The sequence below is a fragment of the Mycobacterium scrofulaceum genome (genome assembly GCF_001667885.1).
Taxonomy (GTDB): Bacteria; Actinomycetota; Actinomycetes; order Mycobacteriales; family Mycobacteriaceae; genus Mycobacterium; species Mycobacterium scrofulaceum_C.
Genome location: NZ_LZJW01000075.1, coordinates 1 through 16393, shown reverse-complemented (window position 1 = coordinate 16393; position 16393 = coordinate 1). Strand labels below are relative to the sequence as shown.

At 66.4% G+C, this 16393-nt stretch carries 17 protein-coding genes; 9 read left to right on the top strand and 8 right to left on the bottom strand.

Annotated elements, in window-relative coordinates:
- The first annotated feature begins 86 nt into the window (after window positions 1-86).
- Entirely contained in the window at window positions 87-1361 is a 1275-nt protein-coding gene (locus A5681_RS10480) for a serine hydrolase domain-containing protein (RefSeq protein WP_067273317.1), read from the top strand.
- A gap of 57 nt (window positions 1362-1418) precedes the next feature.
- Here the strand turns inward: A5681_RS10480 and A5681_RS10475 are convergent, their stop codons facing one another.
- From A5681_RS10475 to A5681_RS10455, 5 genes are read right to left on the bottom strand one after another with little or no spacing between them, the layout of a single operon-like run.
- A complete protein-coding gene (locus tag A5681_RS10475; RefSeq protein WP_067273316.1) occupies window positions 1419-1817 on the bottom strand; it encodes a nuclear transport factor 2 family protein in 399 nt (132 codons plus the stop codon).
- Window positions 1814-2209 carry a Zn-ribbon domain-containing OB-fold protein gene (locus A5681_RS10470; protein WP_067273314.1) on the bottom strand — a complete coding sequence of 132 codons (396 nt, stop codon included), beginning with the start codon at window positions 2207-2209 and terminating at the stop codon, window positions 1814-1816. The genes A5681_RS10475 and A5681_RS10470 overlap by 4 nt, the downstream gene beginning before the upstream one ends.
- Window positions 2206-3372, bottom strand: a complete 1167-nt coding sequence (locus A5681_RS10465) for an acetyl-CoA acetyltransferase (RefSeq protein WP_067273312.1) — start codon at window positions 3370-3372, stop codon at window positions 2206-2208. Before A5681_RS10465 ends, A5681_RS10470 begins: the two co-directional genes overlap by 4 nt.
- The gene (locus A5681_RS10460; protein ID WP_067273310.1) at window positions 3369-4868 is read right to left on the bottom strand and encodes a class I adenylate-forming enzyme family protein; all 1500 of its coding nucleotides are present in this window, start codon (window positions 4866-4868) and stop codon (window positions 3369-3371) included. Before A5681_RS10460 ends, A5681_RS10465 begins: the two co-directional genes overlap by 4 nt.
- Complete coding sequence (locus A5681_RS10455; protein WP_067273307.1) at window positions 4865-5938, bottom strand: LLM class flavin-dependent oxidoreductase; 1074 nt, start codon at window positions 5936-5938, stop codon at window positions 4865-4867. Before A5681_RS10455 ends, A5681_RS10460 begins: the two co-directional genes overlap by 4 nt.
- 101 nt (window positions 5939-6039) lie before the next feature.
- Between A5681_RS10455 and A5681_RS10450 the strand changes: the two genes are divergently transcribed.
- From A5681_RS10450 to A5681_RS10420, 7 genes are all read left to right on the top strand, one after another.
- A complete protein-coding gene (locus A5681_RS10450) occupies window positions 6040-6867 on the top strand; it encodes a MaoC/PaaZ C-terminal domain-containing protein (RefSeq protein ID WP_067273305.1) in 828 nt (275 codons plus the stop codon).
- Window positions 6868-6869: 2 nt separating this feature from the next.
- Entirely contained in the window at window positions 6870-7508 is a 639-nt protein-coding gene (locus A5681_RS10445) for a TetR/AcrR family transcriptional regulator (RefSeq protein WP_067273302.1), read from the top strand.
- On the top strand, window positions 7498-8247 hold the full coding sequence (locus A5681_RS10440; protein ID WP_067274040.1) for an SDR family NAD(P)-dependent oxidoreductase: 750 nt from the start codon (window positions 7498-7500) through the stop codon (window positions 8245-8247). The genes A5681_RS10445 and A5681_RS10440 overlap by 11 nt, the downstream gene beginning before the upstream one ends.
- A 70-nt stretch (window positions 8248-8317) precedes the next feature.
- Complete coding sequence (locus A5681_RS10435; protein WP_082968297.1) at window positions 8318-9085, top strand: enoyl-CoA hydratase-related protein; 768 nt, start codon at window positions 8318-8320, stop codon at window positions 9083-9085.
- 6 nt (window positions 9086-9091) lie between these two features.
- The gene (locus A5681_RS10430) at window positions 9092-10732 is read left to right on the top strand and encodes a class I adenylate-forming enzyme family protein (RefSeq protein ID WP_067273295.1); all 1641 of its coding nucleotides are present in this window, start codon (window positions 9092-9094) and stop codon (window positions 10730-10732) included.
- Window positions 10729-11370 (top strand): nuclear transport factor 2 family protein, encoded by a 642-nt coding sequence (locus tag A5681_RS10425; protein WP_067273292.1) that lies wholly within the window; start codon window positions 10729-10731, stop codon window positions 11368-11370. Before A5681_RS10430 ends, A5681_RS10425 begins: the two co-directional genes overlap by 4 nt.
- Complete coding sequence (locus A5681_RS10420; RefSeq protein WP_231996278.1) at window positions 11370-12497, top strand: acyl-CoA dehydrogenase family protein; 1128 nt, start codon at window positions 11370-11372, stop codon at window positions 12495-12497. The genes A5681_RS10425 and A5681_RS10420 overlap by 1 nt, the downstream gene beginning before the upstream one ends.
- 5 nt (window positions 12498-12502) lie before the next feature.
- Here A5681_RS10420 and A5681_RS10415 read toward each other — a convergent pair whose 3' ends face one another.
- A complete protein-coding gene (locus A5681_RS10415; RefSeq protein WP_082968296.1) occupies window positions 12503-13312 on the bottom strand; it encodes an SDR family NAD(P)-dependent oxidoreductase in 810 nt (269 codons plus the stop codon).
- A gap of 155 nt (window positions 13313-13467) precedes the next feature.
- Between A5681_RS10415 and A5681_RS10410 the strand changes: the two genes are divergently transcribed.
- The gene (locus tag A5681_RS10410) at window positions 13468-14079 is read left to right on the top strand and encodes a TetR/AcrR family transcriptional regulator (RefSeq protein WP_067273285.1); all 612 of its coding nucleotides are present in this window, start codon (window positions 13468-13470) and stop codon (window positions 14077-14079) included.
- A 25-nt stretch (window positions 14080-14104) separates the two neighbouring features.
- Here A5681_RS10410 and A5681_RS10405 read toward each other — a convergent pair whose 3' ends face one another.
- Together A5681_RS10405 and A5681_RS10400 are read right to left on the bottom strand one after the other, a co-directional pair.
- Window positions 14105-15385 (bottom strand): DUF427 domain-containing protein, encoded by a 1281-nt coding sequence (locus tag A5681_RS10405; protein ID WP_067273282.1) that lies wholly within the window; start codon window positions 15383-15385, stop codon window positions 14105-14107.
- 22 nt (window positions 15386-15407) lie between these two features.
- Window positions 15408-16214: an SDR family oxidoreductase gene (locus A5681_RS10400; RefSeq protein ID WP_231996277.1), complete on the bottom strand. Its 807-nt coding sequence runs from the start codon at window positions 16212-16214 to the stop codon at window positions 15408-15410.
- Window positions 16215-16393 lie beyond the last annotated feature (179 nt).

The following is a 16393-nucleotide window of genomic DNA, read 5'->3' as shown; positions in this document are numbered from 1 at the left end:
CCGACAGCATACAATACAATATGACGATATCTGTTCAGTCGTCCGATGGGCGACTCGCTTGACTATCGAGGGGAGCTCCAGCTGCCATGCCCGAGCGACTAGCCCTGCAAGCCGGCGACGGTCTGCCCGCCGACTTGCACGGTGCCGCCGACCCTGGCTTCGCCTGCGCAGTGAAAACTTTCGCCACGCTGTTCCCCGGCCCACGGTATGGCGGTGGGGCGCTGTCCGTCTATGTCGATGGGAAACCGGTCGTCGACGTGTGGACCGGCTGGTCCGATCGCGAGGGCGCGGTGCCCTGGACTGCGGACACCGGCGCGATGGTCTTCTCCGCCGGCAAAGGGGTGGCGTCGACGATCCTGCACCGGCTCGCCGACCGTGGGTTGCTCTCCTACGACGCCCGGATCGCGGAGTACTGGTCCGAGTTCGGCGCCAACGGTAAGTCCGACATCACCGTTCGCGACATGGTGCGTCACACGACGGGCCTGTCCCGGCTCGGCACCGTCACGGCCGAGCAGTTGCTCGATCACCGGTTCATGGAAGAGCGGCTGGCCGCGGCACGGGTTGACCGCCTCGCGGGCCGGGCGGCCTATCACGCGTTCACCTTCGGGTGGTTGGCATCCGGATTGGCCCGCGCGATCACCGGCAAGGGCATGCGGGAGCTGTTCCGCACGGAGATCGCGGGACCACTGGACACCGACGGTATTCATCTGGGGCGGCCGCCGGCCGACGCGCCGACCAAGGCCGCCCAAACGATGTTCCCGCAACGCTTCTCGGGCGGGCCGGTGCTAGGCCAGCTGATCTCGCTGATGGCCAAACTGCCAATTCCGGGACCGCTCGGAGCGACGTATGTACCCGGTATCACCTCTCTGGTGCAGGGAGACATGGCGCTGCTGGACAGCGAGATTCCCGCGGTGAACGCGGTGGTAACCGCGCGGGGCCTGGCCAGGATGTACGGAGCGCTCACCAACGGAGGACGTATCAACGGGCAGCGATTCCTCTCGGAGGAATTGGTGGCGTCGCTGACGGGCAGGCGCAGTTTCCGGCCGGACCTCAACGTCTTCTTCCCGATGTCATTTCACCTGGGCTACCACGGATCACCGGTGCCGGGGCTATTGCGGGGCTTTGGGCACGCCGGCCTGGGCGGGACCATCGGCTGGGCCGACCCGGCCACCAAGAGCTCATTCGCCTTCGTGCACAACCGGTTGCTGACGCCGATGGTCGCCGACCAACTCCTCTTCGTGCCGCTGCTGATACCGCTGCAGCGTGCCGTCAGCGAGGCACACGGCGGTGAGTTCGTCACCGTGCCGCACTTCGGTGCGGGAATCTCCGACGAGGCGCACGCCGAAAACGCCGGCCGCTGACCGGACAACGTGGGCGGTATCGTCTGCCATGGTCCGGGCGGTCCGTGACCCTGTCGGCTAAGGCGCGCGGATCGACTCGAGCTGTGCGGCGAGCAGCATTCGGTCGAAATAGCAACGTTCCAGGACAAGATCCGGCCCGCGGAACCCAAAGAGGTTGATGCTCAACATGTTCAGCGGCGTGCCGGGTGCCGTGGTTCGGGTCTCGACGACCAACCCGTTGTCGCCGTGGTAGAGCGCCTCGGCGGAGTACTGCAGCATGGGGAGATCCGTCCACTGTTGCAGCAACATGGCGCGGACCGCCTCGTCGCCGTCGAAAACGGTTCCGGTAGCGATGATCTCGTAGCGGGGATGGGTGAAGGTGTCCATCGCCGCCTCCAGGTCTCGCGCATTCTCGGCCGCGACGTGCCTTAGCACGAGCTCTTCGCGGGTGCGCCGCAGCGCGCTATCGGGGCTCACTTCGGTTCGAAGACAGCGAGGTTACGGCCGTCCTCGAGCGGCACCCACACCACGGTGACGCGGTCACCGACGGCGGGAGGCGGACCGAACACGTTTGACATCATGCGGACACCTTCGTCCAGATCGACGAGCACCACGGAGTACGGGACCTTGTCCGCGAGGGCGGGAAGCGCGGCGCGGTGGTGCACGCTGACCGCGTAGACGACCCCGTCACCGCTCAACTTCTCCCACACCAGCGCCGCCCCGCCGCAGTGCGGGCAGGCGAACCGTGGATACCAGACGAGCCGCGCGCACGATTCGCATCGTTGGGCCGTCAATTCGCGCCGCCGGGTCGCGTCCCAGAAGGGCGCGGAAACCAGGCTAGGCTCCTTGACCGGCAGCCTATCGGTCACAACGTCGCCTCCGTCCCGAGAATGACCGTCGAGGTGGCCGAGAGCACCCCGCCGGTGCCATGTGCCACAGCCGTTTTCGCGTCCGACACCTGCCGCTCGCCGCATTCGCCGCGCAACTGGCGCGTTGCCTCGACGAGCAGGAAGGCGCCGAACGCCCCGGGGTGGGTGTAGGAGAGCCCGCCGCCGGAGGTCTGACCGGGCAAGGTCCCTCCGGGTCCCAATGCGCCGTCCGCGACAAACGAACCCCCTTCGCCCTTGCCGCAGAAGCCCAAGTCTTCGAGCGCCAGCAGCACCGTGATGGTGAACGAGTCGTACAGCTCGACCAGGTCGATGTCGGCCGGGGTGAGGCCCGCGGCGCGGAAGGCGGCCGGACCGGACACCGCCCCGGGGGTGACGGTGAGATCGGGCATCTGGGAGATCATCGCGTGCGAGGCCGCCGACGCCGCACCCAGGACGAAGGCCGGCGGCTTGGCCAGGTCGCGGGCCCGCTCGGCGCTGGTGACCACCAGCGCCGCGGCACCGTCGGTGACCAGGCAGCACTCCAGCTTGTGCAGCGGTTCGGCGAGGAAGCCGGAGTCCAGGACGTCGCGCACGGTGATCGCCTCACGCAGGTGAGCCCGCTCGTTCAGCGCGGCCCACCGCCGGGTGTCGACGGCGATCTGCGCCAGCTGCTCGGGCGTCGTCCCGTAGGTCGCCATGTGCCGATTGGCCGCCAGCGCGTAGGCGCTGATCGGGAGCATCACCCCGAAGGGCGTCTCCCATTCCAGCCGCTCGGGGGTTGCGAAGACCCCGAGGCCTTTTTCGCCACGCTTGCGCGCGGCGCGCGGCGTCGACGCATAGACGATCACCACCGTCTCCGCCTCACCAGCGGCGATCGCCGCGGCGGCATGCTCGACGTATAGCCCGTAGCTGGCGCCGCCGGTCTGCGTCGCGTCGGTGAAGCGCGGCGCTATCCCGAGGTACTCGGCCAGCTCCACCGAATGCATGAGCGTTCCGCCGGTGCAGGTGCACAGCCCGTCGACGTCACGCAGCGACAAACCCGCATCGGCCAGGGCGGCGGTGATCACGCGCGCCTCGAGCTCGCGCAACGGAACGTCGATCACCCCGGTCGCCGAAACCTCGTCGGCCACACCGGCAATGGCGGCCACGCCTCGGGTCGTCACATCCCTGTCCCTTCGAAAATTTCGCGCAGTGCGGGTTGGCTGACCTTGAGCGACGGCGTGCGGGGCAACTCCTCGACGATGACCAGGCGGGCCGGGACGTAGTACCGGCTCAATCGTTCGCGAGCGAACGCGAGCAACTCCTCCGGCGTGACGCGGGCGCCGTCGGTCAACTCGGCCGCCGCGACCGGCACGTGGCCGAGCCGTTCATCGGGCAGGCCGACCACGCCGGCATCGCGGACCGCCGGATGGCCACGGAGCACGGCGATGATCTCGGCCGGATTGACCTTGAAACCCCCGCGAATGATTACGTCGTCGGTGCGCCCGTCAATGAACACAAACCCGTCGGCGTCGACTCGGCCCAGGTCGGTTGTTCGCACCCAGTCCCCGCCCGTGGTGCGAACCTCGATGCGACCCTGCTGACCGCACGGCATCTCCGTGTCATCCTCGAGGGACATGACGCGGATCTCCCGGCCGCGTTGCGGGCGCCCCACGCTTCCGCGCTTGGCGCTCGCCCATTGCCGGTGCAAGGCGAGATTCCAGCCGGCCACGCCGCCGGCGAATTCCGTTGCCCCGTAGGACGGCAGCACCGCGACGCCGTAGCGGCACTCGAACCTGGTCTGCACGTCGACCGGCAGATGCGCGGTGCCCGAGGTCACCACCTCGACGCTCGAGAATGCCTCCGGATCGACGCCCGCGTCGAGCACCATCGCCATCGCCGACGGCACCAGGCTGACGGCCTTCGGGCGGTGCCGGAGTAGCAACTCGACAAAGTCGGGAACCCGGAATCGCTCCAGGAGCGCAACCTTTCTTCCCTCGCAAATGTTGAGCAGGGTGCGGAACAGCCCCGACATATGCACCAGGGGAGAGGAGACGATGGCGACGCCCGAACGTAGTCTCTGTTCCGGGTCATGCCCGGCGCCAACACGGTAATGTGCGCCCGCCGCTGCGACGGAGTGCTCAAACGAGCTGTAGGAAAGCGGTATTCGTTTCGGCGGACCCGTGGTGCCGCTGGTAAGCATTTCGACGGCGATGCCGTCACCCGGCGGGCGGAACGGGCCCGGTCCGGGATGCTCAAGCCCGTCCACGACGGTCGCTCCGGCCACGTCCCCCGACACCTGCAGGCCCAGCGACCCGGCGGCGGCGTCGACGACTCCGGCGCGCTCCCAGTCAGTTCGCACGGCTACCACCGCGGGCAACCGCAGGTCCCGCATATCCGTGCACAGCCCGGCGTCACCCTGGGACGGGTTGATCGTGACCACGCAACCACCGGTCAGCAAGACGCCGAGCATGGCCCCGACCATGGCGGGATGATTGCGCAGCACGAGGCCGACCGGAGATCCTTTGCCCAGATTGGCTGACAGTAAGCAAGTTTGAATGCCCGCGGCAACGTCTGACAATTCCTGCCAATCCACCCACCGGCCCTCGTACTCGATCGCGGGCGCCCGCGGGTCAAGGGCGAGCACCGCGTGGATGCGGTCGGCGAGTTGCTGGCTCAAGCCGCGGCTGCCGCGAGCTCGGTCGCCACGGGAATCACTTCTTGGGCGAACAACTTCATCGACTCGTACACCTTGGTGCGGTCCATAGCTCCGCCGCGCGACATGCGCAAAATGATGTTGCGCCAGCCCATGTCGATGACGGTGCGCATCTTGTCGACGATGCGGTCCGGGTCACCCATCAGCGTCAGGTGCGAATTCAGGACCTGTTCGTAGCTCTGCTTATCGTGCTTTTCGAACCAGTCCGAGTAGGCCTTGTAGTCGGCCGGTATCTCCCCGCCACGCTCGAACGGGCTCGAATACTTGCGATGGGTCTGAATGGACAACTCGACACTCTCCCGCGGGTAAGTACGGGCGAACGCGTCGTCCTGGTGACAGAAGGCGTTGAGCAGCGCCCACACGTTGCCAGTAGCGGCGTCAAGTCCCTTCTCGGACTGCACCTTCAAGTAAATGTCCAATGCTCCCTGCAGATCCGGATCCACCTGATAGGGGTTTCCGATGATCGCGCCGAACCCCTTCTCGGCGAGCCACTCGAAGCTCGACGGCGTCTTCATCACCGTGCCCCACACGGGTATCGGCTGCTGCACCGGCCGAGGGTAAATCGTCACGTCCTCGATCCGGAAGTACTTGCCATGAAAGCTGACGTTCTCTTCGGTCAGAAGGCGGCTGACGATTTCCACGCACTCCTGATATCGACCGGTGGCTTCGTCCATCGAGATGCCGAAACCCTTGAACTCATGAGCCTGATAGCCGCGCCCGAAGCCGGCGTCGAAGCGGCCGCCGGACAGGACGTCTACCAAGGCGATCCGCTCGGCCAACTGAATCGGCTCGTGGAAGGGCGCCACCATGCACGCGGTACCGATCCGGATGCGTTCGGTCTGCGCGGCGATCGCCGTCGCCACCTGCGGCAGGTCCGGGAGCATGCCGTAGGGGGAGAAGTGGTGTTCGGCCAGCCAGATCTCGTCGTAACCGAGCTCCTCCGCCCAGCGCGCCTCCTCCAGCACGTTGGCCAGCACCTCCCGCTCGCTGAGGTGGTTGGGCTTGTCGCCGAGGATGAACACGCCGAACTTCATGTCGGTCACTCCCGCTGTTCGCATTGTAAAAGTAGTTGCACTGACTGCCACAATAATGCACGATTGAACACATATCGTCAATCCGTTTAGTAGGGAGTGCCGTGGCTCTGTTCGACTCCGCGGTCGGAACCGTGTTGCCGCCGAGCACCTTCCGCTGGTGCGAGACCGACGTGATCCTGTACGCGCTGGGGGTGGGCGCCCGCCCGCCGTCCGGGCTGAGGCTCCTCAACGAGGCTTGCGGTCCCGATGTGCTGCCGACGTTCGCCCTGGTGGCCAACTGGTGGGCCGTCAAGGACCTGCGCAGTGCGCTCGACCTGGGGACGTATCCGATCGTGCACTCCGCGCAATCGCTGGAGCTGCACCGGCCGATCGGCGCCGAAGGGGAAATGTCGGTGCAGGCCGAGGTGTCGGCGGTGTGGGACAAGGGCAAACACGCGGCCGTCGAGTTGACCAGCCGCGGCGCCGATGCGGACGGGACCGTGTTCGTCGCCAGGTCCCAGACCATGGTTCTCGGTGCGGGGGGATTTGGCGGCGACCGTGGACCCGCCGCGGAACCGGACCCGGACCGGCCGCCGGATGCGATATTCGACGACGTCGTCCGGCCCGAGCAGGCCGCCCTCTACCGCCTCTCGGGTGACCGCAACCAACTGCACATCGATCCGGCGGCGGCCCGGAAATACGGCTTCGACGACGTCTTCCTGCACGGGCTGTGCACGCTCGGGTTCGCCGCGCGGGCGGTGATCGACCGGATCGGTGACGGCGAGCCCCGGTCGCTGACATCCTTGGCCTGCCGGTTCTCCAAGCAGGTGAAGCTCGATGCCCCGCTGCGGACGGAGATCTGGCGAACCGAAGGTTCGGTGCGTTTCCGGACGCTGCAGGGCGATGCCGTCGCCCTGAGCTCCGGAACCGCCACGCTGGCAGGGGTGTGAGCATGGACCAACGACGGGCCCGCGGATTGCGCAACCGGCAGGCGCTCATCCATGCCGCGATCGAGCTGTTCACCACTCAGGGCTACGAGGGCACCACCGTCGACCAGATCTCGGCGGCGGCCGGGGTCGCGCCGCGCACGTTCTTCCATCACTTCGCCAACAAGGAAGACATCCTGTTCGACGGCTACGCCGAGCGGCTGGAGGAAGCGATCCGGCGTTTCCGTGCCGCACGCTCCGACTCACTGTGGGACGCACTCGCCGAGACCTCGACGGCCGTGGCGCAGGCGATCGTCGATCAGCCCGACATGTTTTTGGTCCGCGCGCGGATGTATCACAGCCTGCCGGCGCTGCGCGCGACAATGTTGCGGATCAACGAGGACTGGATCGATCAGCTCACCGCCGAGGTCGCTCGCTGGCTGGGCAGCGATAACCAACCGGACTTGCGGCCTCGGCTGGCCGCCACGCTGATCAACGCCGCCAACCGCGCAGCGATCGATTCGTGGGTCGCCGCCGGTGGCCGGGGTGAGTTGTCACAACTGATGGCCGAATCCGTGGAGCTAGTGCGGCCCTCGATCGCCGCGATCGAGCGGACCGTCGCAACGTCCGGACCGGGACGAGGGGGTGGCAAGCGTGTCGGGTGATTCCCGTCCGCTCGCGGTCGTCACCGGGGGAGCAAGAGGCATCGGTGAATCGATTGTGGCCGCGCTCATGTGCAGCGGGCACCGGGTGGCAGCGATCGACGTGAACGCGAAGGCCATTGCGCGCGTCGAGGATTCGGATGAGGCGAGATCGGGATTGCTCGTCCCGATGAACGTGTCGATCACGGACCGTGGCGCGGTCGAGGACGCGCTGAGCGGCTTGGCCGACCGGTACGGGCCCGTCCGGGCGTTGGTCAACAACGCGGGTATGACGCTGCCCGGCACGTTTCTCGAGCAGACGGACGGGGACTGGGACCGCATCGTCGACGTGAATCTCAAGGGCACCTTCGTGATGGCGCAGGTCACCGCCCGGCAGATGGTCGCCCACGGCGGCGGGGCCATCGTGAACGTCAGCTCGGTGTCGGCCCACGGGGTGCGCACCGGGCCGCCGGCCTACGCGGCCGCCAAGGCCGGTGTTGAAGGGTTGAGCCGGCTGATGGCCGTTCAGCTCGGTGTGCATGGGATCCGGGTCAACACCGTCGTGGTCGGCACCACCGCGACGCCGTGGCTGTTGTCGCGCAAGACGTCCGACGAGCTTGCGCAGATGCGCAAGACGACGGTGACCGGAAACATCGGCGAGCCGGAGGACGTGGCCGGGGTGGTGGCCTTTCTGTGTTCGCCCGCCGCCAAACACGTCACCGGACAACTCATTTCGGTGTCGGGTGGGCAGTGGATGCCATGACGACGACGCGGAACGACAAGACATATGTTGATGTAGTGTTTAGTGCTACGAATCGATGCCAGGGGATGTCGTGGAACTGAAGAGAATCCTGTTCGACGTCAGGGAACAGGTCGCCACCATCACGATCAACCGACCGGAGCGGCTCAACGCCACCGACGACCTGACCCGCACCGAACTCGGCATCGCCTGGGCACGCGTGCGGGAGGACCCGAACATCCGGGTCGCCATCATCACCGGTGCCGGCGACCGGGCGTTCTCCGCGGGCCAGGACATCCGGGCAACGGCCGAGGGTGGCATCCGCAACAAGGTTCCCGGCTCGCGGCTGCACCACAACGTGTGGAAGCCGGTAATCTGCGCCCTCAACGGAATGGTCGTCGGCGGCGGCCTGCATCAGGTCGCCGATGCCGACCTCATCATCGCGGCCGAGCACGCCGAGCTGATCGACACGCATCTGGCCGTGGGCAACGTGTTCGCGCTCGAGCCCGCCGTGCTGCTGCGCAGAATGCCGCTGTCGTTGGTGATGCAGCTCGGGCTCATGACCAAGCAGGGCCGGATCAGCGCGCAGCGGGGCTACGAGATCGGCCTGATCAATGAGGTCGTGCCCGCGGACCGGCTGCAACAGCGTGCGCGCGAAATCGCCCTGGACATCGCGAAACTCTCGCCTGCGACGGTCCAGGCGTCGATCAAGGCGATGTGGAGCAGTCTCGATGTCGGGTTACGCGCGGCCAACGACATCGCGTATCGCTATGTGCTGCAACACCAGCTGACCCACCCCGACTACCGGGAAGGGATGCTCGCGTTCGCGGAAAAGCGGGAACCGCGGTGGGTAGTGGAATGACGCGCGATGAGTGAGGCGCCACGGATTTTCGCCTACGAACCGATGCCGTACGCACCGGTCGTCCCGGCGATGCTGGTCGACCTGGTAGCCGCTTACGGAGACAACGACTTCGTCATTTCCACGGCGGGCGGGGGGACGATCGAGCGAATCACCTATGCGCAGGCCGCTGCTCGGTCCGCCGAGATGGCGCGGCGGTTGCTCGCGGCGGGCGTCACCAAAGGCGTTCGGGTCGGAATCCTGGCGCCGAACGGACCCGATTTTGCGGTCGCCTTCCTGGCTGCCACCCGGATCGGCGCTGTGGCGGTGCCGATCAACACCTTCTTTCAGCCGCCGGAGTTGAGCTGGCTGCTGCGCGACGCCGACATCCACACCCTGCTGTCGGTCGACTCGCTGCTCGGCAAGGACATGCTCGCTCGTGTCGGAGATGCTGCAGGCGAGTTACCGCCCCCGGGCGCACCGCTTGGCCTCGAACGGCTGCCCCAGTTGCGCAACATCTTTGGGCTTGGCGACAGCGAGCGGACCTGGCCCAGCGCATGGCCGGAGCCGGCGCCCGAAACGTTTCTGAGTGCGTGTGAATCGACGGTCCGCCCGTCCGACGACCTGGTCGTCATCTACACATCGGGAAGCACCTCGGACCCGAAAGGCATCATCCACACGCACGGCACCGTGATTACTCACTCCCGCTTCGTCGCCACGCAGCACGAGTGGAAGCCCGACGACCGGGTCTACATCCCGATGGTGTTCTTCTGGGTCGCCGGGCTGGTCTTCGGTCTGCTCGGGCCGATGCAGACCGGCGCCACCATTCTCACCGAGCACAAGTTCGACGCCGGCGACGTGCTGCGCCTACTCGAAACCGAGCGCGCCACTTACGCAACGGGGTTCCCGCACGTCGGCCGGGCACTGGCGAATCATCCCGACTTCGCCTCCGCCGATCTGTCAAGTTTGCGCGGGGGATACCACCAGGTGCTGCTACCGCCGGAACTGCGCGCCGCCGATCCGTCACTGCTGGTGACGCAGTTGGGGATGACCGAAACGTGCAGTTCCCACACCTGGTGGCCACCACACGAACCGGTGCCCGAAAGCAAGCGCGGTTCACTCGGGGTTGCCGCACCCGGCTACGAGCACAAGGTCGTCGACGAGTGCGGTGCGGAGGTGCCCAACGGCACCATCGGGGAAATCTGCGTGCGGGGAGTTGCGATGATGCGCGGCATGATCGGACGGCAACACAGCGATCTGTTCGACGCCGACGGCTGGTACCACACAAAAGACGCCGGATACCTGGACGACGAGGGTTTCCTGTTCTTCACCGGACGCACCGACGACATGATCAAATCCTCGGGCGCCAACGTCGCACCGGTGGAGGTCGAGGCGGTGATCGGCGGCGTCGACGGCGTGCGGATCGCCTATGTCGTCGGCGTTCCGGACACGGACAAGGGTGCGCTCGTCTGCGCCGTGGTCGTGCTCAACCAGGGTCGGTGCGCGTCACAGGATGAACTCGCGGCGGCATGCCGCAAGGAACTTGCCGCCTACAAGGTCCCAAAGCGGTGGGTGATTCTCCCCGACGCCGATCGGCTGCCGTACACCACCACGAACAAGATCGATAAGCCACGGTTGGTGCAGCTTGTCACCTCGGGGGAGCTGGCATGACCGAGTTGGAGGCGCGGATCGCCCGCCTAGAAGCCATCGAGGAAATCCGTCAGCTGGCGGCACGGTACGCGGTGGCGTTGGACATGCGTGACTTCGATTCCCTGGCAAATCTTTTCGTCGACGACATCGGGGTGCCGGGCAAGCGCCACGGTCGCGCCGCATTGCGGCACTGGTACGACGCCGAGGTTCGTCCGACGCTGCTGGGCAGCGCGCACGGTGTCCTGGGCCATGTCATCGATGTCCACGACACCGACACCGCAAGCGGTCTCGTCTACTCGCGCAACGACTTGGAAACCGAGGGCGCTTGGTTCATCGAGATGTTGGCCTATCTGGACCGTTACGAACGGCGCGACGGTCATTGGTATTTCGCGCGCCGCATCCCGCTGTTCTGGTACCGAAGCGACATCACCGACCCGCCGGTCGGTCCGCGGAAGGTGCGCTGGCCCGGCAGCCCGAACCAGGACGGCTCGTTCCACCACGCGTTCCCGTCGTGGGAGGCATTCTGGGCCGCCGACCCCGGGCGCTTCGACGCGCCGGTCCCGGCCCCGGCGGCCGTTGGCGATTGGCTGCGCACCCTGCGCCAGGGCGCTGACGCACCGCGGGTGAGCCCGACCGGCCGCGCCCCCGCGGAGTCGTGATGTCCGGTCGTGCAATGGGTTTCGGATTCACCGATGAGCAGAATGAGTTGCGCCGCGTCGTACGTTCTTTTCTCGAAAACAAGGCCGACGAGGCACGCGTGCGCCGCCACATGGAAAACCCGGTGGGCTACGACCCGTCGCTGTGGGCGCAAATGTCCGAAGAACTGGGCCTGGTGGGGCTCGCAATCCCCGAAGAATTCGGCGGTCAGGGGTACACCTTCGTCGAACTCGGCGTCGTCACCGAGGAATTGGGACGGGCACTGGCTCCGTCGCCATACTTCGCGTCGGCGGTACTGGCGTCGAGCGCGCTGCTTGATTCGGGTGACTACGCCGCCCAACAACGATACCTGCCGGGCATCGCGTCCGGAGCGACCATCGCCAGCCTGGCGGTCACCGAGGAGTCGGGCCGCTGGCAAGCCGGGGCGATCCACACGCGGGCGCGAGAGACGGCACACGGCTGGGTGCTGGACGGAGCCAAAACCTATGTCCTCGACGGCTGCAGCGCCGATTTGCTGTTGGTGGCCGCCCAGGCCGACTCCGGATTGTCGTTGTTCGCCGTCGACCGGTTCGACAGCGCCACCCGACGCGCGCTGTCCAGCCTGGACCCGACGCGAAAACAGGCCCGCATCGAATTCACCGCAACGCCGGCCTCGCTCGTCGGTCGTTTGGGCGGCGCGGAGGAACTGTTGCGGTCGACCCTCGCGCTTGGTTGCGCCGCGCTGGCCGCCGAACAGGTCGGCGGCGCGCAACGCTGCCTCGAGATGGCCGTCTCCTACGCCAAGGCCCGCAAACAGTTCGGCAAGCCCATCGGCTCATTCCAGGCCATCCGGCACAAGTGCGCCGACCTATCCCTGGACATCGAATGTGCTCGCGGAGCAGCCTATTACGCGGTGCGGGCCGCGGCCCAACGCTTGCCAGAACTGCCGGCGGTGGCGTCGCTGGCCAAGGCGTGCAGCTCTGAGGCGTTTGCCCGGGCCGCTGCCTCCAATATCCAGATTCACGGTGGGATCGGATTCACCTGGGAGCACCCGGCCCATCTGTACTTCAAGCGGGCTCAATCGTCAGGGCACCTGCTGGGCGACGCGTCCTATCACCGGGGGCTCCTCGCGGACGAGATCGGGCTCTGAGGGGGTCAGAAGTCCGTGCCCCCGTCGATGTTGACGGCCGCACCGGTCATGAAAGCTGCCCTGTCGCTGAGCAGGAAGGCGATCAGCTCGCCCGCTTCTTCGGGACGCCCGCCGCGGCGGAGGGCAACCCGCATGTTCCAGTCCGGGTTGCTCGCGAGGTGCGTATAGATCGCGTCCTCCAGCGCCACCCCGTATTCGGCCGCCCGTCGTGCACGGATGAAGTCGTTGACCTCGGTGTCGAATAGTCCCGGGCATACGGTGTTGACCCTGATGCCCTCGGGGCCATGTGTTTTCGCCAGGATCTTTGACAAGGTCAACACCGCCGCCTTGAGCGCGTTGTATGGCGGAATGAGGATCTTCGGCGCCCGAACGGAGTACGCGGCCGTCGTGACGATGGTTCCACCGCCATTGCGTTGCAGGTGGGGGATGACCGCGCGGCAGGAGCGCACGGTTCCCATCAAAATCAACTGGTAATACCAGTCCCACGACTCGTCGCCGTGTTCGAGGAACGGCCCCTGTTGATTCATCGGTCCCGCGGTGACGGCCAGGCCGCGCAGCGGCCCCAGGCTCGCGGCCGCCTCGTCGACGGCGCGATCCATCCCGTCGCCCGGGGCGGCCGCGTCGACGGCGATTCCGACCGCCCGCACTCCGTAGTCTTCGGTCAATTGCTCGGCCCGCGCGCGGGCGCGCTCTCCGTTACGCGCCAGCAGCGCCACGTTGGCACCGTCGGCCGCGAGCAGCCGCGCGGCGGCGAACCCGATACCGGTCGTCCCGCCGACGAGAACGAAATTGCGTCCCCCCAGGCCAAGCTCCACGCGCTGCCCTCGTTTCTGGCGTCATCCTCGACGACAGCCATACTAGACAGCAGTACGCTATGTGTCGCAATGACTACTATCCGGTGTCAGCTCAGTGGCAGATTGGCCCGTGGACGGAACACAACGGCGAAATTTGTCGCGTAGCATAGAGCGACATGTCGACGAAACCCGCCCCTGCCGATCTCGAATCGGACGGGGAATTCGATCGCAGGGACCAGATCCTCGAGGCGGCGAACGAATGCTTCACCCAGCTCGGCATCCAGCGCACCAGCGTGCAGGACGTCGCGCGAAAAGCCAGCGTGTCGCGGGGCACGGTGTACCGGTACTTCGAAGACCGCAACGTGCTCATCGACGCCGCGATCGAATTCGGTGCGCAGCGGTTTTATCGGGAGGTCGCTTCCGCCATGGCCAAGAAGAACACGCTGGCTGAGCAGGTCGGCGCGATGGCCGAGACCCATGCGAAGATCCTGCTGGACCACCGGACTCGCAACCGGCTGATGGCCGACGATGCGGAGTTGATGCGCCACATGGTTGCCGACGGTGACGCCGCCGTCCGCCGCACCACCAAGTTTTTGGAACCTTACGTCCGCGATGCCCAGAAGCGCGGCGAGGTCGGCACCGGCGTCGATGTCACGGCCGGCAGCGAGTGGCTGGCCCGCATCATCTATTCCTTTTCGACTGTCAATCAGGGTCTGACCTTCGATATGACCAAGCCGGCCACGGTCCGCCGGTACGTCGAGAAATTCGCGATCAACGGCCTGCGCTGACGCGGTCGCGAACACCACACCCCCATCACATAGCCGTGCGGCTGTCACGTCCCATCACCGCGGGCTCGGTCGCGAACTCACGCACCATCGCCTGGATGGTGTACGACGCGGCGAGCCGTCCGTCTCGGGTGAAGACCCGGCCGTCGCCCTGCACAAGGCCGCGTCCCGACCAGAAGGCGTGGTTGGTGTAGAGCAGCCAGTCCGCGACGTCGACGTCGTCGTGAAAGGCGATGGTGGCCTTCATGATTCCGGTCGACAAGGTGGCATGCGCGCGCGCCTCGCCCAGGCCAGGATGCGGCAACATACCTGCGGCGATAGTCCAATGCGTCGTCGACTGGGCGAGCAATGCGGCGTTTAGGTACGGGGTCGGCGGCGCATCGCGGAATCGCACCCACGCGTTGATGATCGGCGGGCCAACCCGATCGGGATCCGGATCGTATGCTCCATCGACCACCCGAATCTCGCGGCCGGTCATCCCGAAGCCCTGGAACGGCACTGCCGACTCGGGCCCTGGGACGTCCGGCATGGGCTCCACTGCCCGCATGACATCGCCGGCTCCTGAGTCCGCGAGCACCAAGCCTGCGCTGCGCAGCACCCCGCTCTGGCTGATGCGTATTTCGGCCGACGAAAACGATCTCCCCCGCCGTAGCACGTCCACGGACAGGTCTACGGGCGCGTCGAACGAGGCCGCTTTGGCGAAGATCATCGACGCGGACGTAATCCGTTGCCCTGGGAGTGCTTTCGATGCGGCGACGATCGCCTCGCCGAGCAGCTGGCCACCCTCGACGACGTTGCGATGGGTTGGCCCATGAGCTGGCCCGATGAACTCGCTGTCGGACACCTGCTGGACGTCAATGATCCTGCACAGCTCGGCTGCGTCTCCCCACAGCGGGAATCTCACAGTTACCTTTGAGCCGTCCGGCCAGTCTTCCTCGACGACCACGCGCAGCGCGTCGTCGTAGAACGAAACGTGTCCCGCGATCGCCGCGACTTCTGGCAAGGGGGTGGGGTAGGCCCAGACGACGTTCTCGACCGCGGGGTCCGATTGGCTGAGGCTCCAGTAACTCGCCCGGCCCTTGAACGGGCAGACGGTGCTGTGATCCGACGGGCGGAACAACTCCCACAGCACGTCGGATTCGGGAAAGTACAAGCGGTCCTCGTGGTCGGTCTCGGTCACCACGAGGCACCGGTCGCTCTGGGCAACGAGCACCTCACCGAACCACACCTGGCCCCGGTATGGACACGGGGTCGCCTCGATCCGGTAATTGGGGTAATCGGGCCACGCCGACTCGACTTGCGTTGACATCGCTACCCTCTCGCCGCCGCCCTCATACCGTCACCGCGCGACGCGGCGACGACGGTGGACGAATTACGAGCTGCTCGAGGCCGACGGCGGGAAAGTTCAAAGCGCTGGCGAATGTTCCCGCCAGCATGTCGGCGACGTCGGCGGGCGACATCAATGTCTCTTGCAAGAGGCCGCGCGCCACCCAATCCTGCACGACCACGCCGAGCAGCCCGGGTTCGAACGCCGCGGTGAACTCCGTCGGAACGGTGCCGCCCACTGTGACACAGCAGTAGCGAAAGCCGGGATGCTCAGTGCGCCAAGCATTCAGGCTTTCTGATAGCGCGGCCTTGCTGGAGGAATAGGCGCCCAGCGCGGTCCGTGGCTGGCCGACGGTTTCGGAGGACAGGGCACTGACGATCGCGGCGGGTGCGAGCACCGGCAGACAGCACTTGATGACCTGATGCACACCGACGACATTGGTCTGCATCACGTCCGTCCAATCGTCGAGGGAAGTGTCGGCGAACATTCTCAACGGCGCGTACCCCACCGAGATGAACAGCAGGTCGATTTCACCAAGGCTCTCTCGGGCCATATCGGCGAGCCGCCCGCAATCGTCAGCGTTACGCACATCCGCGCTGATGGCCGCGCCGCAGCCGGCATCGGCGGCGACCTCGTCGAGACGGTCTCGTCGGCGCGCCGCGATGAGCAGGTCGGCGCCCTCCTTGCCGGCACGGACGGCGAATGCCCGCCCAATCCCGGCCGATGCGCCCACCACCACGACCCGCTTGCCGGCCAATGTCCGTTCGCCCATGCGCTGACCACCGATCGAGAATCCAGTGTCGAAAGCCATCCGACATCGGAGAACAATAGTACGTCTATTGTTTAGTTGAGCGACGCCCGCGTGGTCCTTCAGCGAAGCCCGTTGATGGCGAACGTTTCCACGTAGCGCCGGACAGTGTCCGGCTTGGACATGTCGAACGTCTGGGCCTCGTTGACGGTCGAGAACGACCAGATGATGCGGGCCAGCCA